Source organism: Burkholderia sp. CpTa8-5 (assembly GCF_017815045.1).
Lineage (GTDB): Bacteria > Pseudomonadota > Gammaproteobacteria > Burkholderiales > Burkholderiaceae > Burkholderia > Burkholderia sola.
Map to the genome: position 1 here is coordinate 548,663 of NZ_JAGIQD010000001.1, position 20,058 is coordinate 568,720.

Consider the following 20,058-nt stretch of genomic DNA (forward strand, 5'->3'; position numbering starts at 1 on the left):
GAGACAAGGATGAGAGCAAAGTACCCCGCATCGCCGGTCCAGGGCGAGCCTCTGCAGCGGAACGACGCGCAGACGTTCGAAGCGGCGACCTACGCGAAGGTCGCGCGCCGGCTGATCCCGTTTCTGATGTTGTGCTACCTCGGCGCGTATCTCGACCGCGTCAACGTCGGCTTCGCGAAACTGCAGATGCTCAACGACCTGCGCTTCAGCGAGACGGTCTACGGGATGGGCGCAGGCATCTTCTTCCTCGGCTATTTCCTGTTCGAGGTGCCGAGCAATCTGATCCTGCATCGCGTCGGCGCGCGCCGCTGGCTCGCGCGCATCATGCTGACCTGGGCCGTGATTTCGGCGAGCTTCGTGTTCGTCAAATCGCCCGCTGCGTTCTACGCGCTGCGGTTCCTGCTCGGCGTCGCCGAAGCCGGCTTCGCGCCGGGCGTGATCCTGTACCTCACGTACTGGTTCCCGTCGGCGCGGCGCGCGAAGGCGCTGTCGCTGTTCTTCATGGCGATTCCGCTCGCCGGGATCATCGGCGGGCCGCTGTCGGGCGCGATCATGCACTCGCTGCACGGCGCGATGTCGATGGCCGGCTGGAAGTGGCTGTTCCTGCTCGAGGCGCTGCCTTCGTTCGTGCTGGGCTTCGCGATCCTGCTGTATCTCGACGACGGCATCGCCGGCGCGAAGTGGCTGACCGACGCGGAAAAAGTCTTGCTCGCGCGCAACGTGTCGGCCGACGCCGCGCACACCACCGCCCATGTGTCGATTCGAACGTTCGTCGCGGATCGCCGCTTGTGGGTGATGGCCGCGATTTACTTCTGCGTGGTGCTCGGGCAGTACGGCCTCACGTTCTGGCTGCCGACGATCATTCGCAAGGCCGGCGTCGCCGATCCGCTGTGGGTCGGCCTGTTCACCGCGATTCCGTATGCCTGTGCAATCGTCGCGCTGCCGCTGATCGGCATCAGCGCGGATCGTCGCCGCGAGCGCCGCTTCCATCTCGCGGTGCCGATGCTGGTCGCGGCGGCGGGCTTCGCCACGTTGCCGATGCTCGGCAGCGTCGGCGCGTCGATCGTGTGCCTGAGCATCGCGTCGGCCGGCATCCTCGCGTCGTCGTCGCAGTTCTGGTCGCTGCCGACCGCGTTGCTGGGCGGGATGTCGGCGGCGGCGGGCATCGCCGCGGTCAACTGCTTCGCAAATCTAGCGGGTTTCTTCTCGCCGGCGATCGTCGGCTGGCTGAACGACCTGACCGGCAAGTCCACCGCGGGGCTCGTGTTCATCTCGGTCGCGATCGCGGCCGGTGCGCTGCTGGTGTTCGTCGTGCCCCGGTCCGTGAACCGCTGACAACCGCCGATTCATTTGCATTCCTTCCGACCTGATACTGGAGTAATCGATGGCTACCGAAACCATCCATGACGCGGTCCCGCTCGCCGAGCGCGCGTACCGCATCCGACGAAACGCCGTGCTGATGGGCGAAGTGCAGGGGCAGGGCTATGTCGGCCAGGCGCTCGACATCGCCGACGTGCTGGCCGTCGCGTATTTCGGCGCGATGCGCTATCGCGCCGACGATCCCGACTGGGAAAGGCGCGACCGCTTCCTGCTGTCGAACGGGCACTATGCGATCGCGCTGTACGCGGCGCTGTTCGAAGCCGGCATCCTGCCGGCCGCGGAACTCGACACCTACGGCAGCGACGACAGCCGCTTGCCGATGTCCGGCATGGCGAGCTACACGCCCGGCATGGAAATGTCCGGCGGCTCGCTCGGGCAGGGCCTGACGATCGCGGTCGGCCGGTGTCTGGGGCTGAAGCGCAAGGGCTCGGATGCGTTCGTCTACACGCTGTTTTCCGACGGCGAACTCGACGAAGGTGCGATCTGGGAAGGGCTGATGTCGGCCGCGCACTGGAAGCTCGACAACCTGATCGCGATCGTCGACGTGAACAACCAGCAGGCCGACGGCCCGTCGACGCAGGTCATGGCGTTCGAGCCGCTGGTCGACAAGCTCGAGGCCTTTGGCTGGTACGTGCAACGCGTGGACGGCAACGACATCGACGCGGTGAAACGCGCGTTCGACCACGCGCGCCAGCATGACGCACCGCAGCCGCGCATCATCGTCTGCGACACGAAGATGGGGTGCGGCGTGCCGTTCCTCGAAGCACGCGAGAAAAGCCATTTCATCCGGGTCGATGCGCACGAATGGCAACTCGCGCTCGACGCACTCGAAGCAGGGAGACACGCATGAGCACCGTCGACAACAAGCCGCGCCTGAAGACGTCGGCGATGATCGCCTCCATCGCGGCCGAAGGGCAGGCGACCCGCTCCGCGCCGTTCGGCCATGCGCTGACCGAACTCGCCCGCACGAACGGCAACGTGATCGGCATGACGGCCGATCTCGGCAAATACACCGACCTGCACCTCTTCGCGAAGGCCTTCCCCGAGCGGTACTACCAGATGGGCATGGCCGAGCAGTTGCTGATGGGGGCCGCCGCCGGGTTCGCGCACGAAGGCGCGCAGCCGTTCGTCACGACCTATGCGGTGTTTGCGACTCGCCGCGCGTACGACTTCATTCATCAGGCGATCGCCGAAGACGATCTAGACGTGAAGCTGATCTGCGCGTTGCCTGGGCTCACGACCGGCTACGGGCCGAGCCACCAGGCCGCCGAGGATCTGGCGCTGATGCGTGCGATGCCGAACATGACCGTGATCGATCCGTGCGACGCGCTGGACATCGAACAGATGGTGCCGGCCATCGCCGCGCACAAGGGGCCGGTGTATGCGCGCCTGCTGCGCGGCAACGTGCCGGCCGTGCTCGACGAATACGATTACCGCTTCGAACTCGGCAAGGCCAAGCTGCTGCGCGACGGCAACGACGTGCTGCTGATCTCGTCCGGGATCATGACGATGCGTGCGCTCGAGGTGGCGAAGGCGCTCGAAGCCGATCGCGTCGATGTCGCCGTGCTGCACGTGCCGACGATCAAGCCGCTCGACACGGCGACCATCGTCCGCGAGGCTGCGCGAAAAGGGCGCATGGTCATCGTCGCGGAGAACCATACGACGATCGGCGGGCTCGGCGAAGCGGTCGCGACCACGTTGCTTGCGGCGGGCGTGGCGGTGCCGTTCCGGCAGATCGCGCTGCCGGATGCGTATCTCGCCGCGGGCGCGCTGCCGACGTTGCATGAGCGCTACGGAATCTCGGCTGGCGCGATGCGCGTGAATATCCGGTCGTGGCTCGGGTGATCGGTCGATCGTTCGACACTCGCGGGGCGACGCGCAACGCTCAGGCTGTCTGCGCGGACGCGGGACGCTCGCTCGCATTCTGCGCATGAAGCGGCGCAAGCCTCGGGTTTGCGCCGCCTCATGCAACGCTTGCGGCGTATTCGCTTACCCCGCCGTCACCGGGATCCGCCGCGGCTTCGCTTCTTCGCGCCGCGGGATGCTCAGTTTCAGCACGCCGTCGCGCAGTTGCGCGTCGATGCGCGACACGTCGAAATCCGGGCTGAGCGTGAATGCGCGCGAGAAGTGCGGATGCTGCACTTCGCCGTGCTGCAGACGCAATCCCGGCGGCGTCGGGACGACGGCCTCCGCTTCGATGGCGAGGCTGCCGTCGTGCACGCGGACGTCGAGCTTGTCGCGCGGCACGCCCGGCAGGTCCGCGTACAGCGTGATGCCGTGCGCATCCTCGACGATGTCGACGGCGGGCGCGATCCGCGTGCGCGGCGTGTCGCGCTGAGCCGCTTCACGGTTCGTCACGGCCGTTCGCGTATCGGTCGAACGGGTCGTCAGTTCAGTGGTGTTCGTGTCACTCATGATGAGGTCCCCTGGATTTCGGTGCAGTTTACCGGTGTAGGCCGATCTAGCTGCGACAAGGCTCTCCGGTCCGCCCTTTAAATAAGGTACTTATTAATCAAAGAGTTGCTGATTGGCTTTGACGCCGTCTGCGCAGCGTCGCGAAATGGAGTTCCGCCTTGCTGGCGAAGCGCCAGTCGCCGTCATCGCCGCGCAATCGTACCCACCCGCCGTATATCTGAACGACGACGTCTTCGCCCCACGCCGCGCGCAAACGGTGCAACCATGTCCGTTGCCGGCTATCGAGCCAGAACGAGTTCGCCTGCTGCGGCAACTGTCCTCCCCGGTGTCGTGACGAGATCCGAGCTCGAAGCCGTCACGTCCGAACCCAGTCTGTCTACCCGATCACCGCAACTCCGTTAGGCAAACTTTCGAGTTATTCGGCTTCCTGAATCCGAAAGCGGGCACGATTCTTCCCTGCAATCCATCGCGGCGCCTTACCGCGGCCACCCCAGGTCGCACCCGTTTTCGGATCACGATACTTAGGTGCCAGCGGCGCGCGCGCTACTGCCGCTACGGCACGTCGGCGACCAAACAGCTGCTCTGCCGTGATGCCGTACTCAGCGATCTGCTCGCGCATCGTTGCAATGACGTTGTCCAGCTCAGCGAGACGTGCTTCTTCTGCTTGCTGTGCCAATGCATCAGCCTGCGCTTTCAATTCAAGATAAGTTGCCATGGAGATAGAGGATAATCAGTTAAACAGCGAATGAGTAGCCTAGTCGGAAAACTCGGTCTCGTCGACACGGTTCCGGCATAACCACAAATACGGTCGGTTTCCGTTTTTCGCGGCACAAGGTTCGAAGACGGGTATGCGACGTCCATGTGCAAATGTTGCATTTCATACGTCTCTAGATTTTGATTTCAATGTAGAGCTACGCTCGCACGAGGCGCACATATACCCGGTCAGTCGGTTGAGAGCGACTTGAAAATGGAACAAGCGATGAGCGCAACTACCACCTCACTCGAAGCCGTCGTGGACAACATTTCCTCGAAGCTGCGCGACGAGATCAAGCTGCTCGTCGACGCAAAATACGAAGTCGACGAGCTCGCATGCCGCAGTGCGGCCGGTCGGCGTCTCATTGAACCGTTCCACGACGGTGCCTACGGCCCACGGATCGGAGCATCTTTTTTCAGAACCGTCTTTCCGTTCAGCAATCTCGAACCGTGCGGCGATTCGTTTAGCGCGCTTGCGCCTGTTTCGCAGACGATCGGCGCGAGCTGGCGATGGACTACCTCCTCTGTTCCTGAGAACGAGCGACCGGCTCTGCTGGCCAGGTTGCAAGACCCGGCTCGCGCGACGGCAGAAGGCTACGATCGAGCCGAGTTCATCTGGATCAAACCGCTCGGTCTATTTCTGGCGCACGAGGGCAAGAATCGCGTGGGATTCTTCCGCGATATGGGTGCGCAATGGATCCCGGCGCACGTTGCGCCGTACGATTACCCGGCCGCCGATCACCTCGCGGTCTACGCGGCGAAGCACGCGCAGCAGGCCATGTATTGGGCCGTGCTAGACGGCCAACTGCTAGAACCGATCAACCATCCTGCCTGGGTGCTGCCGATCCTGCGGGCCTACGGTGTGGCGGAACATCATCGGTGGCCGCACGAGTTCCCTGCGGTCGAAGTAGTCACTGCAGCGCTTACCGAACGCCTGGTCAATCCGGTCTCCAGTCGGCCGGCACCGCTCGACTTGGAGTTGATCCGCGAGAAAGAGGAATACGAATCGGAAGAGATTCCGTGCTCGATCCTCGACATCGACGCGCTCTCAGCACCATGGTTCTTTCTGAAGGTAATGTTCGGCGTCAGCATCATCGCGATCATGTTGATTTGCATCATGCCAGCAGACTGGTCGAATCTTCGCATCGCGGCCGGAGTCGTCGCCGGCTTGGGCTTTGGCGGCTTGCTAACACCTGGCGTCAAGCTGCTTCGTGCGCCGCGACGGCTCGTCGATCCCTACGCGTCGCTACGCAAATTCTCGCCGCTCGAGCGTAAGGCAGCGGGGATCCGGTGACGTACAACCAAGCCGGCATGGCCGGCCACTTTTCTAACACAGTGTCGAGCTATGCCGATCAAATTGACGCATGAAACAGCGCCGTACATTGCGCGCGACATCGTAGAATCCGGCTCGTTTATCGGCGGCCCGATCCTCGGTGACGCAGGCATGAACGCTTACATTGATGGTGGCCTCTACAACCGCGACCAGGCCGAGCGAACCGGCGCTACCCTGGAATTCGAATGGACTGGACCGGTTTCCGCTGCGCCGGCGAGAGGTGTGCATGAGCCGGATGTGCTGTATGACGAGCGGCCACACCGCGCGTTCATCTTCGTTTGCACACGCAAGCATCTTCGAGTCACTGGCGTGCGGTTCCATTCGGGCCTCTCGTGGCGTGACGCGGTTTACGTGCCATCGAGGCCGACCGCGGCCGCCAGCCTGTCGCCAGCGGCCTGGCTCGCGTGGGCCCGAACCTGGCAGCCAGGGTGGTTGGACAACCAGGCGGCCGAACTCGAAAGCGCAATGTTGGCTCGACTGGCGACCAAGCCTTCCGTGTCGATCGTGCCGCCGGCGGATTGCCCCTACCGTTTCATCCTGCGCGATCGCGGCTTGATCTGACAGTTGTTTTCATTATTGCCGTTCGATTTTCAGATGCATCGATTAATCTGATGCCTGTCCGTTTGAAAAGTCGATATCCAAGGCCCTATGCCAGACGTCAAGAAAGTGCCGTATTATGAAATTAAGTCGTCGTCCATTCCATTTTCACTGCCGAAGTGGAAGGAATACGCCGGGGCCGATGGATGCGTTCCTTTGAATACAACGCAAGGCATCTGCATGGATCGGCTTGCTCCTGGCGAACCCAAGCCGTTCAAGCTTCCGGAGCCCATGCCGACGAAGCCCGAGACGACGAAAGCGTTGGAGCCGGCAAAGGCGCCACCCGCCAAGCAGGTTCCACCTCCCAAGCCGACAGAGCCAGCCGACGCGGAGGATTGCGAGAATCCCCCACCCTTCGATTTACTGGACGTTCCCACTGCGATGGAGCGGATGAAATGGCCTGTTGCAGCCAAGCTTGCCAGGCGATGGTTCAGCGGCCCGAAACACGTTTGGGATAACAGTTTCAAAACGGACCAACCCTTTGATAACACGATCGTGACGCTTGAATGGGCGCTAAAGTTCGGGAAGGTCCGCGAGCGTTATGACGAGCTTATCTCGAAAAGCATCTACAACGAGAATGCCAGAGTGCTGTTGAGAGATCTGCTGCGGGATGTGGTGAAGGAAAAATTCGGCTCGTCGGTGGATTTTGATTTCCAGACGGTTGGCGACAAGGGCAATCTCGTCGAGTTTTGCAGGAAGTGGCAATTCCAGTGGGTGAAAGTGTCCAGCTTTGACACGACGGGCGGCCTTCCTTATGCGCCGACCGATTTGACCGCTGCCCTGGCCAACTTCAACATCTATGCTGCGATCGGGCGCGTCGAGTTTTCCGGAGACAGATATTACAAATACAACAACCAGGAGAAGACGAAATCGTACTGCGCTGACCTGACTGCATCCATAACCCATATCTACGCCTACATAAAAGACAGCTACTCCTTCAATGACGGGAAGCCGGGATCGAGTAGTCAGTATTTGGGACACTGGAATAAAAGCGGCATGGTGATCACGAATGGTGGGAGAATTCGGGAGCTTCTGTACCGGAGCGGCGTGAACTCGAACCTCGGAAATTCGCCCGACGTCGAGTCCAAGATCAAATGGAAGTATCTGATTGATGACTTTCTAGATAAACCGATCGATATCCGTAAAGGCATCGTCAAAAAATTTAGAGCATGCGACGTGCACTATCCTGTTTTCAACCGAACGTACAACGATTGGAGAAACAAGCATAATCGCGGAGAGGATTTCGTGATATATTCAAATCTGCAATATCTCAAGCTGACCAATCCCATTAAGATCAATCTCGGCGAAATATGCAGATCACCGGAAAACATGTAATCGCGATCGCGCTTGTCTTGGTACTAGCGATTCCGTCTCTTGCGTTACGGAAGTCATACGAAGGTTGCGAGAGCTATACGCAGGATCTTAACGGGGGAACGAAAGAGTTCGGTGGCAAGAAGTACAAGATCGAGCTATGTGGGGCGCCCCGCTCTTTTGCCGATGGTGACGAAATTCGACTCCGGGTGATGGGTCCGGCAGGAGACGTGCTGGCGGAGCGTTATTTTGCGGTGCGCACGCTCAACGATGCAGCACCCACGGAACTGCGGTACAGCGACGACAACATTTTCTACTACGACCAATCGAAGTCGTCTCCGTTGCGCTTCATTGCCATGCCGCCGTCCCGAACGGACTGGTGGACGGCACGCATACCGTTGCTGCAACGACTGCTCGCGTTCTTTTCATAAGATCGGGAGACGCACTCAGACGTCGCGTGTTAGCCGGGCATGGTACTTCGCCGCCTCGCGGCGCATCCGCGCCTCTTCCGGCGACACGTAGATCGACGTGGTGCCGAGCGACATCCGGTCGTGGCTCGGATGATCGGTCGGCCGTTCGACAGCCGCGTGTCGACGCGCAACGCCCGGGCCGCCTGCGCCGACGCGGGACGCTCGCATTCTGCGCATGAAGCGGCGCAAGCCTCGCGGCTTGCGCCGCTTCATGTAGCGCTTGCGGCGAACCTCCTCACCCCGCCGTCACCTGGATTCGCCGCGGCTTCGCTTCTTCGCGACGCGGGATGCTCAGTTTCAGCACGCCGTCGCGCAGTTGCGCGTCGATGCGCGACACGTCGAAATCCGGGCTGAGCGTGAATGCGCGCGAGAAGTGCGGATGCTGCACTTCGCCGTGCTGCAGACGCAATCCCGCCGGCGTCGGGACGACGGCTTCCGCTTCGATGGCCAGGCTGCCGTCGTGCACGCGGACGTCGAGCTTGTCGCGCGGCACACCCGGCAGGTCCGCGTACAACGTGATGCCGTGCGCATCCTCGACGATGTCGACGGCTGGCGCAATCCGCGTGCGCGGCGTGTCGCGCTGAGCCGCTTCACGGTTCGTCACGGCCGTTCGCGTATCGGCCGGATGAGTCGTCAGTTCAGTGGTGTTCGTGTCACTCATGATGTCCTCCGTCATGCGTTCGTGACGTCGTGCTGTTTACTGGACGGCAATCGCCCGCGGCTTCGAGGCTTCCGACTTGCCGACGCTGATCGTCAGGCAGCCGTTCGTATAGCGCGCCTCGATCTTGTCGGGGTCCGCATGCTGCGGCAGTTCGACCACGCGGCGGAACGCGCCCATGAACCGCTCGTTCGCGTAGATGCGTCGCTCGTCGTCGGTCGCGCCATCGTCCGGGGGCGTACGCTCGCCGCTGATCGTCAGCAGCCCGCGATCGACGGAGATGTCGATCTCGGCGGGGTCGAGACCCGGCGCGAACGCGACGATCTCGATCGTGTCGTCGGTGCTGCCGATATTGACCGGTGGAAACGCACCGGGCCGCGGGGCGCGCAGACTGGCCGGAAAACCCGTGAACACGCTGGCCATCTGCCGTTGCAGGCGGTCGAGTTCCGCCAGCAGATCGGTGGGAAAGAAGACATCGCTCATGACTGGCTCCTGTTGTCCCCGTGCGAAGGGACGAACCGGACCACGCGCTCCAGTTCGTCCATCCGCGACAGGGTCGCTGACTAACAAATCGAAACACGCAGCGCGTCAACCGCGACTGCCTTGAGCGATACCTAAAATAGGATACGGCGCGCGAATTTCAAGGGGGAGGGCGACGGCATTCCGTCGCTACGTGCGTGTGCCCTGCAGGAGACTCATCGTCGGGGCGCCGGCATGATCGGCGTCGCGATGACGGGGTCCGATATGTCCGACGTTGCGCGGATCGGGCACGGCGATAGAGGGCGGAATTTGCAACGGCACGCTGGAAATGACGCGGCGGCGTACCTGCGCCGTCGCGTCCATCTGTTCAGCGCGACGGCCCGGACGGCGGCTTCACTTCGGACAGGTCGTCCTCGCGAACCTCGGCCTGACGCACCGTGGTGCCGTCCTCGCCGGTTTCCGAAATATCGGTTTCGAAGGTCTGCTGCCCATCGTCGCGTTTCTCCGCGGGCTTCTCGCTACCTGTCTGCTTGTCTGCCTGTGGCTGTTGACGTGTCATCTCGCTCTCCTGGTCGCAACCTGGGATGTTGCGCACGTTGCAGGTGAGCAAGGCGCGGGCCGCGCCAAGCTTTCAAATAGAAAGGTTCGCGCGATACCGTCAGCAACCATGGCCCGGCGATTGACCTCGACCCTCGGCACGGCGCGACATCGACGTGCCGAGCGCCACCGCTCTATACATACCAATCCAGCGTCTTCACGATCCCCGTTTCGAAGCTCTCCGCCGGCCGCCATTGCAATTCGCGGGCGAGCTTCCCCGCATCGATCGCATAGCGCCGGTCGTGACCGGCGCGATCGGTGACGAACCGGACGAGGCGCGCATGCGGTGCGTGTTCGGGCCGTCGCGCGTCGAGCAGCGTACAGATCAGCGCGACGATGTCGACGTTGCGCCATTCGTTGCAGCCGCCGACGGTGTACGTCTCGCCGACCGTCCCGCGCCGGATGACCGCGTCGATCGCACGGCAATGGTCGTCGACGTACAGCCAGTCGCGCACGTTCGCGCCGTCGCCGTACACGGGGATGTCGGTGCCTTCGAGGCAATGACGGATCACGGTCGGAATGAACTTCTCGCCGTGCTGGCGCGGCCCGTAATTGTTCGAGCAGTTCGTCGTGGTGACGGGCAATCCGTACGTATGGAAATAGGCGCGGACGAGATGGTCCGAGCTTGCCTTGGTGGCGGAGTACGGGGAGTTCGGCGCATACGGTGTCGTTTCGGAAAAAGGCGGGTCGTCGGGACCCAGCGAGCCGTACACCTCGTCGGTGCCGATATGGTGAAAGCGGCGGCGCGCGAGGGCGTCGGCCCTGCCCAGTTTTTGATCGTTCAGCCACAGCTGGCGGCACGCGTCGAGCAGCGTCCACGTGCCGAGCACGTTCGTGCGAACGAATTCGCCGGGGCCGTCGATCGAGCGGTCGACGTGGCTTTCGGCCGCGAAGTGGACGACGGTGTCGATCGCATGGTCGCGTAGCAGCGACTCGACGAGCGGTCGGTCGCAGATGTCGCCGAGGACGAAGCGATGACGATCGGCGCCCGGCAGGTCGTCGCCGAGATTGTCGAGGCTGCCCGCATAGGTCAGCAGATCCAGCGTGACGACGCTGACCTGCGGATCGCTTTCGAGCAGATGCCGGACAAAATTGGCGCCGATGAAACCGGCGCCGCCCGTCACGAGAACATGTTTCGGTCGATAGCTCATGAGGTTCGCTTCCAGGTGGCAAACACGTCGGTGAGACCCGCGATCCACGAAGGCGATTCGACCCCGAAGTGTTCTCGCAGGAGGCTGCAGTCGAGCGCGGAATTCGCCGGTCTCGGCGCAGGCAACGGATAGGCGTCGGTCCGGATCGGCCGGACCAGCGGCACGCGGTCGATCAGGCCGGCGCGCCGCGCCTCGGTGAAGATCGTTTCGGCGAAGCCGTGCCATGTCGTCACGGGCGTGCCGCACAGGTGATAGGTGCCCCAGCGCAGCGCTTCACCGGCCCGGTATCGCGCCGCGATCGTCAGCAGCGCGTCGGCGATCGCACCGGCATGCGTCGGGCCGCCGTACTGATCGGCGACGACGCCGACGACCTCGCGCTCGCGCGCCAGCCGCAGCATGGTGCGCACGAAATTGCCGCCGTGCGCGCCGAACACCCAGGCGACGCGCAGAATCAGGTGACGGTCGGGCAGTCGCTCGCGCACCGCTTCCTCGCCCGCGAGTTTGCTCCGGCCGTACACGCCGAGCGGCGCGACGGCGGCGGTTTCCGCGTACGGGCCGGGCATGCGGCCGTCGAACACGTAGTCGGTCGACAGATGAATCAACGGAATCCCGAGCGCGGCGCACGCGTCGGCCAGCACGGCCGGCCCGTCGCGGTTCGCCCGCCACGCGGCATCGGGCTCGGCCTCCGCGCGGTCGACGGCGGTCCATCCGGCGGCATTGATCACGAGCGCGGCCCGGTGTTCGTCGAACGCACGGCGCACCGCGCCTGCATCGGCGATGTCGAGCGCGGCGCGCGACAGCCCGACGAGCGGCTGCCCGCCCGCGCGCAACACCAGTTCGCGGCCGACCTGGCCGAGCGCGCCGGTCACGACGATCGTCATCGCGCACTCCCGTATGCGGGCAGCAGCGCCGGCGCGCCGGCTGCCAGTTCGGCGAGCGGAGGCTGCCGCCGATCCTTGTCCGACAACTGATACGGCGCGCCGGCGTCCGGCCAGTCGATGCCGATATCCGGATCGTCCCAACGCACGCCGGCGTCCGAATCGGGATCGTAGTATTGCGTGCACTTGTACGCGAAGTCGGCCTCGTCGGACAACACGCAAAAGCCGTGCGCGAAGCCGGGCGGAATCCACAGCATCCGGTGCGATACGTCGTCGAGCTGCGCCCCGAACCAGCAGCCGAAGCACGGCGAGCCGCGCCGGATGTCGACCGCGACGTCGTAGACCGCGCCGCGCGCCGCGTGCACCAATTTGCCTTGCGGATTCACGCGCTGGTAGTGCAGCCCGCGCAGCACGCCGCGCCGCGAGCGCGACTGGTTGTCCTGGACGAAGGTCGCGTCGACGCCGGCGTCGCGCAGCCAGCTTGCCCGGAAGCTTTCGACGAAAAAGCCGCGTGCGTCGCCGAACACGCCGGGCTCGATCAGCAGCACGCCGGGCAACGGCGTTTCGATCACCCGTGTCATGCCGCGACCTCCTTGCTCAGCAGATCGAGCAGATAGCGGCCGTAACCGCTTTTCGCGAGTTTGTGGGCCAGCGTTTCGAGCTGCTCCGCATCGATCCAGCCGAGCCGGTACGCGATTTCCTCGGGACACGCGATTTGCAGGCCCTGCCGCGCCTGCATCACCTGGATGAAATTGGCCGCGTCGAGCAGCGATTCGTGCGTGCCGGTGTCGAGCCATGCGTAGCCGCGCCCGAGTATCTCGACGTTCAGCGCGCCGCGCGCGAGATACGCGAGATTCAGGTCGGTGATCTCCAGTTCGCCGCGCGCGGACGGGCGCACGGCCTTCGCCAGTTCGACGACGTCGTTGTCGTAGAAATAGAGGCCGGTGACCGCGTAATTCGACTTCGGCTCGCGCGGTTTCTCCTCGAGGTCGATCGCGCGGCCGTCCGCGTCGAACGACACGACGCCGTAGCGCTCCGGATCACGCACGTAGTAGCCGAACACGGTCGCGCCGGCGGTCCGCGCGGCGGCCTGCTGCAGCAGCGACGACAGCGCGGGCCCGTGATAGATGTTGTCGCCGAGCACGAGCGTCGCCGCGTCGCGACCGATGAACGGCGCGCCGATCACGAACGCCTGCGCAAGACCGTCGGGGCTCGGCTGCGTCGCATACGAAAGGCTCATGCCCCACTGGCTGCCGTCGCCGAGCAGTTGCTGGAACGCGTCGAGATCGCGCGGCGTCGAGATGATCAGCACGTCGCGGATGCCGGACAGCATGATCGTGCTGAGCGGGTAATAGATCATCGGCTTGTCGTACACCGGCATCAATTGCTTCGATACCGAATGCGTGAGCGGGTGGAGCCGGGTGCCCGAGCCGCCCGCCAGAATCAGTCCTTTACGGCCAATCGCTGTTTGCATGAGGTCCCTCGCTGCAAGAGGAAAAGTGCGTGCGTGATACGCGGAATACACCGAATGCGTCGACGAACGTCGATACCCGTGCGCGCCTCGCTACGGCTGCTCGGCACCGCCAACGTGAATCGCACGGAATACGATCGCGAAGCCGAGCGCGTACAGCGCGGCGATCACCGCGAAGCCGACGGCCGTCGCGCGGTCCGGATCGTCGATCACGTGCAGGATCACCGATGCGATCGCGATGCCGACCAGCGAACCGATCTGCCGGCTCGCGTTCAGCGACGCGGCGGCGAGGTTCGTGTCCGCCGCATCGGCCGACTGCATCACGACGAGATTCATCGCCGGAATGGCCTGGCCGGCGCCGAAGTTGGCCAAGCCGATCGCGACGGCCAGCACCGGATACGGCATCGCCGCGACGCCGACGAGCGCCACGCTGCCGAGCGCGGCGAGCGCGAGCCCCGAGAGCAGCGTGCGGCGCGCGCCGAACCGGGCGCTGACTTTCGCGGACGCGAGATTGCCGATGCCGAACATCGCCATCAGCGGAAACAATTCGAACCCGGCCACGAGCGCGCTCGCGCCGCGGACGTTCTGCAAATAGAGGCTCAACAGAAAGATCTCGGCGAGAATGCCGAAGTTGATCGCGAGACCCAGCGTGCTGCCCGCGACGAAACGCCGATTCGCGAGCAGCGCCGGCGACAGGATGCGCGAGTGCGCGTAGCGCTCGCGTAACGCAAATGCCGCGGTGGCGGCCAACGTCGTGGCGACGCCGGCGAGGATCGACGGCGAGCGCCAGCCGGCGCCGGGCCCTTCGATCAGCGTGAAGCTCAGCGCGGCGAGCGCGAGCGCGCCGAACAGATGGCCGAGCGCATTCAACGGGCCGGGATGACGCGGCGCCCGCGCGATATGCCGGTACGTGAGCCACAGGCCGGCCGCACCGACCGGCAAATTCACCCAGAAGATGCCGCGCCAGCCGATCGCGTCGACCAGCACGCCGCCGACGCAGGGCCCGAGCGCCATCGCGGCCGACACCAGCGCGCCCCAGATGCCGATCATCCGCGTGCGCATCGGCCCTGGCGGGAACGCGAGCGTGAGCAGGCTCAGCGAACTCGGCATGAACAGCGCCGCGCCGACACCTTGTGCAAGGCGCGCTGCGACCAGTGCGCCGCTGGACTGCGCGGCCGCGCACAGCACCGACGCGCCGACGAACAGCGCGAGCCCCGCGACGTAGACGGCTTTCGATCCGTAGCGGTTCGCGAGCGCGCCGCCGAGCAGCAGCAGCGCGGCGAAGCTGAGCGTGTACGCATCGACGACCCACACCAGCGCGGTCAGCGACATCGACAGGCTGGTTTCCATCGCCTTCAGCGCGACGTTGACGATCGTCACGTCGAGCATGGCCATCACGAAACCGCACGCGAGCGCGACCATCACGAGCACGGGACGCGCGGCCGCGGCGGCGTACGCGCCGGCGACCGGCGTGGCGCGCCCGCCGTTCATGCGGCCCTCCCGCCGAGGTACAGGCGTCGCATCTCGTCGCTGTCGAGCAGCTCGGCCGCGGCGCCTTCGAGCGCGACGCGCCCCATCGTCAGCACGATGCCGCGATCCGCGATGCGCAGCGCCTCGATCGCATTCTGCTCGACCATCAGCACGCCGATATGCTCGGTGTCGCGCATCCGGACGATCGCGTCGAACACCTCGTCGACCATCTTCGGCGACAGGCCGGCCGACGGCTCGTCGAGCAGCAGCAACACCGGGCGCGGCATCAGTGCGCGTGCGAGCGACACGATTTGCCGCTCGCCGCCGGACAATGCGCCCGCCAGCGACCGGTAGCGACGCCGCAGCACCGGATACTGCTCGCACAGCTCGTCGATCCGCGCCTCGCGCGGAAACGCCGACATCGACTGGCCGCCGAGCATCAGGTTTTCGCGCACGGTCAGCGACGCGAACACGTTGTCGGTCTGCGGCACGAAGCCGATCCCGTACTCGCGGATCTTGCGATGAACCGGCACGCGCGCCACGTCCGTGCCCTGGATCGTCACGCTGCCGGCCCGCGGCAGCACGAAGCCTGCGATCGCCTTCAGCAGCGTCGATTTTCCGCAGCCGTTCGGGCCGAGGATCGTCACGATGTCGATGGCCCCGACCGTGAGCGACACGCCATGCAGGATGTCGACTTCGGGCGTGTAGCCGGCGACGAGTTCGCGCACGTCGATCATGACGCCTCCAGCGGACGAGGGGCGGCATGGGCGCGCCCGAGATACGCGTCGAGTACGCGACGGTTGCGCTCCAGCTCGGCCGGCCGGCAGTTCGCGATCGTCACGCCGCGGTCCAGCACGACGCAGCGGTCGCACAGCTCGCGGATGAAATGCATGTCGTGCTCGATGACGACCAGCGTGACGCCTTGCTTGCGAATCCGTCGCAGTTCGTCGATCAGCTCGCCGCGCAGGTTCGGGTGCACGCCGGCGGTCGGCTCGTCGAGCAGCAGCAGCTTGGGCGCGGTCATCATCGCGCACGCGATGCCCAGCAGCTTCTTCTGGCCGCCGGAAATCGACGCGGCGGACAGGTGCGCGACGCCGGACAGTTTCAGCTCGTCCAGCAGCGCGGCAGCGCGTGCACGCGTATCGGCATCGAGCGCGCGCGTCGCACGGCCGGGCCAGAGGGCGGCGGCGATGCCGTGGCGCGCGGACGAAGCCGCCATCGCGAGTTCGAGCACCGACATGCGTGCGGGCATCGACGGCAACTGGAACGTGCGGCGCACGCCCAGCCGCGCAATCTTGTGCGGCAACAGCGCGTCGATCCGCCGACCGTCGAAGCGGATCGCGCCCGCCGCGAGCGGCGCGAAGCCGGTGATCGCGTTGAGCGCGGTGCTCTTGCCGGAGCCGTTCGGGCCGAGCAGGCCGACGATTTCGCCGCCGTCGACCGACAGCGTGACCCCGGACAAGACGACGTTCTCGCCGTAGCGGATCGTCACGCCGTCGAGATCGAGCAGCGTGCTCATGGCCGCACCTCCAGGCGCTCGGGTACGAGCCCGTGCGGACGCCAGAGCACGCACGCGAGCAGCATCAGGCCGACCAGGCCCAGCCGCACCGCGCCGGTCAGGTCGCTGCCGACATCGAGCCAGTCCTTGAGAAACGGCGCCAGCGCGTAGACGGCCTGCACGATCAGCGTGCCGACCAGCACACCCAGGTGGCTGCCGAGGCCGCCGACCATCACGACGGTCCACAGCGCGAAGGTCTCGGACGCGATCATCGCGTCCGGCCCGACATAGCCGATGTACCACGCGGCGAGCGCCCCGGCGAGCGCGGCGGGCAGCGCGCCCGCGATGCATGCGCGCGTTTTCAGCGCGAGCGGATCGTAGCCGAAGCAGACCGCGAGCGCGGGTTCTTCGCGCATCACCTTCAGCGCCCGGCCGAAGCGGCTCGCGGTCAGGCGCCGGTACGTCGCGTAGGTGAGCGCGAGGCAGCCGGCCGTGACCGCGAGGAACGCGAGTTCGGCCCACGGCGCGCGCAGCCCGGGGAATAGCGGCGCGATGCCGCCGATGCCTTGCGCGCCACCGGTCAACCCGCTTTCGTTGAGCGCGATCGTGCGCAGGATCTCGGCGATCGCGAGCGTCGCGATCCCCCAGTAGTCGGCGGAGAGCTGCCGCCCGAGCCGCGCGACGACGATCGCCAGCGCACCCGCCGCGGCCAGCGCGAGCGCGAGCGCCGAAGGCAATGGCCAGCCGAGCCGAGACGCGATGCCGGCCGCGTACGCGCCGAGCCCGCTGAACGCAATGAAGCCGAAATTGACGAGTCCCGCATAGCCGGCCTGCAGGTTCAACCCGAGCGCCATCGTCGCGTACAGGCAGCCGACGGTCAGCAGATGGATGACGAAGCTAGACACGCCGTACCTCCCGATCGAAGATGCCGTAAGGCCGGAAGATCAGTGCGACGAGCAGGATCGCGAACGACACCGCGCCGACGTACTCGACCGGAAAGAATTGCATCGGCCGATCGACGAGCCCGCCGAAATCGACGTTCAGCGCGACGGTTTCGGCCACCGCGATCAGCAGCGCACCGGCCGCGGCGCCGAGCGGATTGCCGAGGCCGCCCAGGATCGCAGCGGAAAACACCGGGATCAGCAGTCCATAGCCGAGATTCACATGCACGCTCTCGGTGGCGCCGAGCATCGTGCCGCCGAGCGCCGCCAGCACGCCGCTCGCGAACGTGATCACGTTGGTCACGCGCGTCGCGTCGATGCCGGTCGCGAGCGCCAGCGCGCGATTCGACGCGAGCGCACGCATCGCCCGCCCGAGGCCGGTGCGGTACAGCAGCGCCGCGAATATCGCGAGCGCGCCGGCGCCGCATGCGATCGAGCCCAGTTGCGGCACGGACAGCGCGACGCCGGCGATCACCATCGGCGGATGCACGTCCTGCGCATACTGCTGCGGCCGCGAGCCGGCGACGCCGAGCACCAGCGCGACCGCGAGCATCGAGATCGCAAGCGAGCCGATCATCGCCACCGCGCTGCCGGAGCGCAGCAGTCTCGCGAACACGAACAGGTTCAGCAGCGTCGCGGCGGTGCCGACCAGCGCGCAGGACACGGCCGTCGCGAGCGCGAACGGCAGCCCCGCGCGTTCCAGCCAGAGCGTCGCGAATGCGCCGAGCATCGCGTACTGGACATGCGCGATGTTGGGAAAGCGGATCAGCGAATAGAGCGTCGACAGGCCGACCGATACCAGCAGCAGATCGGCGGTGCGGATCAATACGTCGACAATGAATGACAGCATGGCGAGATCCTCTGGTTCATCCGGGCGGGCGCTTACTGCTGCGCGACGACCGATTGGCGGTAGACCACCTTCTCGTACGGCTGGACTTCCCGCTGGCCGTCGGCATCGAACGCGATCGCGCCGGTCACGCCGGTATACGACTTGCCCAATGCCGCGAGCGCCGTGCGAATCTTCGCCGGGTCGATGGATTGCGCGCGGCCGATCGCCGCGGCGGACAACAGCGTCGCGTCATACGCATAGCTGCCGAACGCCGAGCGCGGGGCCTCGTTGTACGCGGCCTGATAGGCGCTCGCATACGCTTTCGCGCCCGCGCCGAGCGCGGCGACTTCGAGGCCGATCTGGCCTTGCGCGATCTGCGCGGGCGTGTCGCTCGTGCACATCGTCAGGTAGATGCCGTACCACGGATGCTGGTTGAGCCGCATCTCGAATGCCTGCCGGTTCAGCGTCGCGGCTTCCTGGCCATAGGCGCTGTAGACATACGCGTCGGGCTGCGCGCGCGATGCCTGCTCCAGTTCGCGGCGATAGGTCGATTGTCCTTCCGTGTAGAGCACCGTCGACACCACCGTGCCGCCGAGCGCCTCGAAACGCTTCCTGAATTCGCCGGCAATCCCCTGGCCGTAGCCGTTGTTCGGCGCGATCAGCGCGATGCGACGCAGCTTGCGGGCGTACACGTCCTGCGCGGCGAAGCGCGCGGACAGGTCGTCCAGCCCGATCACGCTGAACGAGCCCGCGCCGATCTTGCGCACCTGCTGGCTCGACGAGCCGATGTTGATGTGCACGTCGCCCTGGCGCACCAGGAACTGTCCGACCGGTATCGTGACCGACGACGAGAATTCGCCGAGCACGACCGACACGTGTTCGACGGTCGCGAGCTTGCGCGCGGCGTCGAGCGCGGTATTGGCCGAGCCGCCCGAATCCTCGATGCGCACGGCGAGCTTCTGGCCCAGCACGCCGCCTTTCGCATTGATCTGCGCGACGGCCAGCTCGATGCCGCGGCGCTGGTCTTCGCCGATCGACGCACTCGCGCCGGTCAGCGGCAGCACCGCACCCACGCTGACGTCGGCGTGCGCAGCGCCCGACGCAAGCGCCCCGAGCGCGATCCAGACACCGACACTCCACTGACTTGCCTTCATCTTCGTTCTCCCGTCGCATGGTCGGCCGCACGGTTGGCGGCATGGTTTGATATACAGAAGTGTCGACAGAATCACAGAACAAAAATCGTTTGCAAATAAATTTTCGAGCCGCTGTGAGGAATAGCGAAAGTCTTGTTTGAGATAGAAAATTTTCCCTGTTTTCATGCATTTATGCACGCGGATAAAGCGCGTGGATAGCCATGGTGCATGGGCGCGCCAATCCGGCGCAATCGAGAATATTTCTGAAAAAAGTGTATACAGAGGTGAATTGCAGTGCTTAAATCTGCCCAACTCGACACGACCTCGGAGGGCAGTCAGATGGTGGAGATCAAGCGATACGGCGTAAGTGAACGGATGAGCCAACTGGTGGTCGCGGGCGGGCTGGCCTTCGTCGCGGGGCAGGTGGCGGACGACACGTCGCTCGACGTGGCGGGGCAGACCCGGCAGATTCTCGACAAGATCGACCGGCTGCTCGAAGACGCGGGGCTCGACAAGCGCCGGATCGTGTCCGCGAGCATCTGGCTGGCCGACTATCGCAGCTTCGCCGAGATGAACAGCGTATGGGACGCGTGGGTGCCGCAGGGCGAGTCACCGGCACGCGCGTGCGTCGAATCGAAGCTCGCGTTTCCGCAGTACACGGTCGAGATCGCGGCGATCGCCGCGAGCTAGTAC

Annotated in this window: 24 protein-coding genes; 8 read left to right on the top strand and 16 right to left on the bottom strand. The window is 65.0% G+C overall.

Features of this window, described 5'->3' with window-relative positions:
* Positions 1-9: 9 nt before the first annotated feature.
* Genes J8I35_RS02425 through J8I35_RS02435 form a run of 3 tightly spaced genes read left to right on the top strand, consistent with a single transcriptional unit; the run spans position 10 to position 3,225 of the window.
* Complete coding sequence (locus J8I35_RS02425; protein WP_209924371.1) at positions 10-1,335, top strand: MFS transporter; 1,326 nt, start codon at positions 10-12, stop codon at positions 1,333-1,335.
* A gap of 49 nt (positions 1,336-1,384) precedes the next feature.
* Positions 1,385-2,230 (top strand): transketolase, encoded by an 846-nt coding sequence (locus J8I35_RS02430; protein ID WP_209924372.1) that lies wholly within the window; start codon positions 1,385-1,387, stop codon positions 2,228-2,230.
* On the top strand, positions 2,227-3,225 hold the full coding sequence (locus tag J8I35_RS02435) for a transketolase family protein (RefSeq protein WP_209924373.1): 999 nt from the start codon (positions 2,227-2,229) through the stop codon (positions 3,223-3,225). The genes J8I35_RS02430 and J8I35_RS02435 overlap by 4 nt, the downstream gene beginning before the upstream one ends.
* 144 nt (positions 3,226-3,369) lie before the next feature.
* Here J8I35_RS02435 and J8I35_RS02440 read toward each other — a convergent pair whose 3' ends face one another.
* Together J8I35_RS02440 and J8I35_RS02445 are read right to left on the bottom strand one after the other, a co-directional pair.
* Positions 3,370-3,795 (bottom strand): Hsp20/alpha crystallin family protein, encoded by a 426-nt coding sequence (locus tag J8I35_RS02440; RefSeq protein ID WP_209924374.1) that lies wholly within the window; start codon positions 3,793-3,795, stop codon positions 3,370-3,372.
* A 415-nt stretch (positions 3,796-4,210) separates the two neighbouring features.
* Positions 4,211-4,510, bottom strand: coding sequence for an H-NS histone family protein (locus tag J8I35_RS02445; RefSeq protein ID WP_209924375.1), 300 nt, complete (start codon positions 4,508-4,510; stop codon positions 4,211-4,213).
* A 264-nt stretch (positions 4,511-4,774) separates the two neighbouring features.
* On the opposite strand from J8I35_RS02445, the gene J8I35_RS02450 reads away from it, so the two are divergent.
* The 4 genes from J8I35_RS02450 (at position 4,775) to J8I35_RS02465 (ending at position 8,220) form a co-directional block, all read left to right on the top strand.
* Positions 4,775-5,842: a hypothetical protein gene (locus tag J8I35_RS02450; RefSeq protein WP_209924376.1), complete on the top strand. Its 1,068-nt coding sequence runs from the start codon at positions 4,775-4,777 to the stop codon at positions 5,840-5,842.
* 51 nt (positions 5,843-5,893) lie between these two features.
* Entirely contained in the window at positions 5,894-6,442 is a 549-nt protein-coding gene (locus J8I35_RS02455; protein ID WP_209924377.1) for a hypothetical protein, read from the top strand.
* Between the two features lie 87 nt (positions 6,443-6,529).
* Positions 6,530-7,813 (top strand): DUF6402 family protein, encoded by a 1,284-nt coding sequence (locus J8I35_RS02460; protein WP_245170050.1) that lies wholly within the window; start codon positions 6,530-6,532, stop codon positions 7,811-7,813.
* On the top strand, positions 7,789-8,220 hold the full coding sequence (locus tag J8I35_RS02465) for a hypothetical protein (RefSeq protein ID WP_209924378.1): 432 nt from the start codon (positions 7,789-7,791) through the stop codon (positions 8,218-8,220). Before J8I35_RS02460 ends, J8I35_RS02465 begins: the two co-directional genes overlap by 25 nt.
* Before the next feature lie 15 nt (positions 8,221-8,235).
* On the opposite strand, the gene J8I35_RS02470 is transcribed toward J8I35_RS02465, so the two are convergent.
* From J8I35_RS02470 to J8I35_RS02535, 14 genes are all read right to left on the bottom strand, one after another.
* Complete coding sequence (locus J8I35_RS02470; protein WP_124592782.1) at positions 8,236-8,427, bottom strand: hypothetical protein; 192 nt, start codon at positions 8,425-8,427, stop codon at positions 8,236-8,238.
* Positions 8,428-8,494: 67 nt separating this feature from the next.
* A complete protein-coding gene (locus J8I35_RS02475) occupies positions 8,495-8,920 on the bottom strand; it encodes an Hsp20/alpha crystallin family protein (protein WP_209924379.1) in 426 nt (141 codons plus the stop codon).
* A 36-nt stretch (positions 8,921-8,956) separates the two neighbouring features.
* Positions 8,957-9,400 (bottom strand): Hsp20/alpha crystallin family protein, encoded by a 444-nt coding sequence (locus J8I35_RS02480; protein WP_209924380.1) that lies wholly within the window; start codon positions 9,398-9,400, stop codon positions 8,957-8,959.
* Positions 9,401-9,764: 364 nt separating this feature from the next.
* Positions 9,765-9,956 carry a hypothetical protein gene (locus J8I35_RS02485; RefSeq protein WP_209924381.1) on the bottom strand — a complete coding sequence of 64 codons (192 nt, stop codon included), beginning with the start codon at positions 9,954-9,956 and terminating at the stop codon, positions 9,765-9,767.
* Positions 9,957-10,128: 172 nt separating this feature from the next.
* Complete coding sequence (rfbB, locus tag J8I35_RS02490) at positions 10,129-11,145, bottom strand: dTDP-glucose 4,6-dehydratase (protein WP_209924382.1); 1,017 nt, start codon at positions 11,143-11,145, stop codon at positions 10,129-10,131.
* A complete protein-coding gene (gene rfbD / locus J8I35_RS02495; protein ID WP_124679675.1) occupies positions 11,142-12,026 on the bottom strand; it encodes a dTDP-4-dehydrorhamnose reductase in 885 nt (294 codons plus the stop codon). Before rfbD ends, rfbB begins: the two co-directional genes overlap by 4 nt.
* Positions 12,023-12,604, bottom strand: coding sequence for a dTDP-4-dehydrorhamnose 3,5-epimerase (gene rfbC, locus J8I35_RS02500; RefSeq protein WP_050016929.1), 582 nt, complete (start codon positions 12,602-12,604; stop codon positions 12,023-12,025). The genes rfbD and rfbC overlap by 4 nt, the downstream gene beginning before the upstream one ends.
* A complete protein-coding gene (gene rfbA, locus J8I35_RS02505) occupies positions 12,601-13,497 on the bottom strand; it encodes a glucose-1-phosphate thymidylyltransferase RfbA (RefSeq protein WP_124630955.1) in 897 nt (298 codons plus the stop codon). Before rfbA ends, rfbC begins: the two co-directional genes overlap by 4 nt.
* A 90-nt stretch (positions 13,498-13,587) precedes the next feature.
* Positions 13,588-14,985, bottom strand: coding sequence for an MFS transporter (locus J8I35_RS02510; RefSeq protein ID WP_209924383.1), 1,398 nt, complete (start codon positions 14,983-14,985; stop codon positions 13,588-13,590).
* Entirely contained in the window at positions 14,982-15,701 is a 720-nt protein-coding gene (locus J8I35_RS02515) for an ABC transporter ATP-binding protein (protein ID WP_050016935.1), read from the bottom strand. Before J8I35_RS02515 ends, J8I35_RS02510 begins: the two co-directional genes overlap by 4 nt.
* Positions 15,698-16,483, bottom strand: coding sequence for an ATP-binding cassette domain-containing protein (locus tag J8I35_RS02520; protein ID WP_050016937.1), 786 nt, complete (start codon positions 16,481-16,483; stop codon positions 15,698-15,700). The genes J8I35_RS02515 and J8I35_RS02520 overlap by 4 nt, the downstream gene beginning before the upstream one ends.
* Positions 16,480-17,367, bottom strand: a complete 888-nt coding sequence (locus tag J8I35_RS02525; RefSeq protein WP_080334364.1) for a branched-chain amino acid ABC transporter permease — start codon at positions 17,365-17,367, stop codon at positions 16,480-16,482. The genes J8I35_RS02520 and J8I35_RS02525 overlap by 4 nt, the downstream gene beginning before the upstream one ends.
* On the bottom strand, positions 17,360-18,253 hold the full coding sequence (locus J8I35_RS02530) for a branched-chain amino acid ABC transporter permease (RefSeq protein ID WP_050016938.1): 894 nt from the start codon (positions 18,251-18,253) through the stop codon (positions 17,360-17,362). The genes J8I35_RS02525 and J8I35_RS02530 overlap by 8 nt, the downstream gene beginning before the upstream one ends.
* Before the next feature lie 32 nt (positions 18,254-18,285).
* Complete coding sequence (locus tag J8I35_RS02535) at positions 18,286-19,386, bottom strand: ABC transporter substrate-binding protein (RefSeq protein ID WP_209924384.1); 1,101 nt, start codon at positions 19,384-19,386, stop codon at positions 18,286-18,288.
* 318 nt (positions 19,387-19,704) lie between these two features.
* On the opposite strand from J8I35_RS02535, the gene J8I35_RS02540 reads away from it, so the two are divergent.
* Positions 19,705-20,055, top strand: coding sequence for a RidA family protein (locus J8I35_RS02540; RefSeq protein ID WP_176015987.1), 351 nt, complete (start codon positions 19,705-19,707; stop codon positions 20,053-20,055).
* Positions 20,056-20,058: the final 3 nt, after the last annotated feature.

Bases quoted from the DNA above. Each gene is read 5' to 3' on its own strand.
- J8I35_RS02425 (WP_209924371.1), top strand. From the start codon at position 10: ATGAGAGCAAAGTACCCCGCATCGCCGGTCCAGGGCGAGCCTCTGCAG.
- J8I35_RS02430 (WP_209924372.1), top strand. From the start codon at position 1,385: ATGGCTACCGAAACCATCCATGACGCGGTCCCGCTCGCCGAGCGCGCG.
- J8I35_RS02435 (WP_209924373.1), top strand. From the start codon at position 2,227: ATGAGCACCGTCGACAACAAGCCGCGCCTGAAGACGTCGGCGATGATC.
- J8I35_RS02440 (WP_209924374.1), bottom strand. From the start codon at position 3,795: ATGAGTGACACGAACACCACTGAACTGACGACCCGTTCGACCGATACG.
- J8I35_RS02445 (WP_209924375.1), bottom strand. From the start codon at position 4,510: ATGGCAACTTATCTTGAATTGAAAGCGCAGGCTGATGCATTGGCACAG.
- J8I35_RS02450 (WP_209924376.1), top strand. From the start codon at position 4,775: ATGAGCGCAACTACCACCTCACTCGAAGCCGTCGTGGACAACATTTCC.
- J8I35_RS02455 (WP_209924377.1), top strand. From the start codon at position 5,894: ATGCCGATCAAATTGACGCATGAAACAGCGCCGTACATTGCGCGCGAC.
- J8I35_RS02460 (WP_245170050.1), top strand. From the start codon at position 6,530: ATGCCAGACGTCAAGAAAGTGCCGTATTATGAAATTAAGTCGTCGTCC.
- J8I35_RS02465 (WP_209924378.1), top strand. From the start codon at position 7,789: ATGCAGATCACCGGAAAACATGTAATCGCGATCGCGCTTGTCTTGGTA.
- J8I35_RS02470 (WP_124592782.1), bottom strand. From the start codon at position 8,427: ATGCGAGCGTCCCGCGTCGGCGCAGGCGGCCCGGGCGTTGCGCGTCGA.
- J8I35_RS02475 (WP_209924379.1), bottom strand. From the start codon at position 8,920: ATGAGTGACACGAACACCACTGAACTGACGACTCATCCGGCCGATACG.
- J8I35_RS02480 (WP_209924380.1), bottom strand. From the start codon at position 9,400: ATGAGCGATGTCTTCTTTCCCACCGATCTGCTGGCGGAACTCGACCGC.
- J8I35_RS02485 (WP_209924381.1), bottom strand. From the start codon at position 9,956: ATGACACGTCAACAGCCACAGGCAGACAAGCAGACAGGTAGCGAGAAG.
- rfbB (WP_209924382.1), bottom strand. From the start codon at position 11,145: ATGAGCTATCGACCGAAACATGTTCTCGTGACGGGCGGCGCCGGTTTC.
- rfbD (WP_124679675.1), bottom strand. From the start codon at position 12,026: ATGACGATCGTCGTGACCGGCGCGCTCGGCCAGGTCGGCCGCGAACTG.
- rfbC (WP_050016929.1), bottom strand. From the start codon at position 12,604: ATGACACGGGTGATCGAAACGCCGTTGCCCGGCGTGCTGCTGATCGAG.
- rfbA (WP_124630955.1), bottom strand. From the start codon at position 13,497: ATGCAAACAGCGATTGGCCGTAAAGGACTGATTCTGGCGGGCGGCTCG.
- J8I35_RS02510 (WP_209924383.1), bottom strand. From the start codon at position 14,985: ATGAACGGCGGGCGCGCCACGCCGGTCGCCGGCGCGTACGCCGCCGCG.
- J8I35_RS02515 (WP_050016935.1), bottom strand. From the start codon at position 15,701: ATGATCGACGTGCGCGAACTCGTCGCCGGCTACACGCCCGAAGTCGAC.
- J8I35_RS02520 (WP_050016937.1), bottom strand. From the start codon at position 16,483: ATGAGCACGCTGCTCGATCTCGACGGCGTGACGATCCGCTACGGCGAG.
- J8I35_RS02530 (WP_050016938.1), bottom strand. From the start codon at position 18,253: ATGCTGTCATTCATTGTCGACGTATTGATCCGCACCGCCGATCTGCTG.
- J8I35_RS02535 (WP_209924384.1), bottom strand. From the start codon at position 19,386: ATGAAGGCAAGTCAGTGGAGTGTCGGTGTCTGGATCGCGCTCGGGGCG.
- J8I35_RS02540 (WP_176015987.1), top strand. From the start codon at position 19,705: ATGGTGGAGATCAAGCGATACGGCGTAAGTGAACGGATGAGCCAACTG.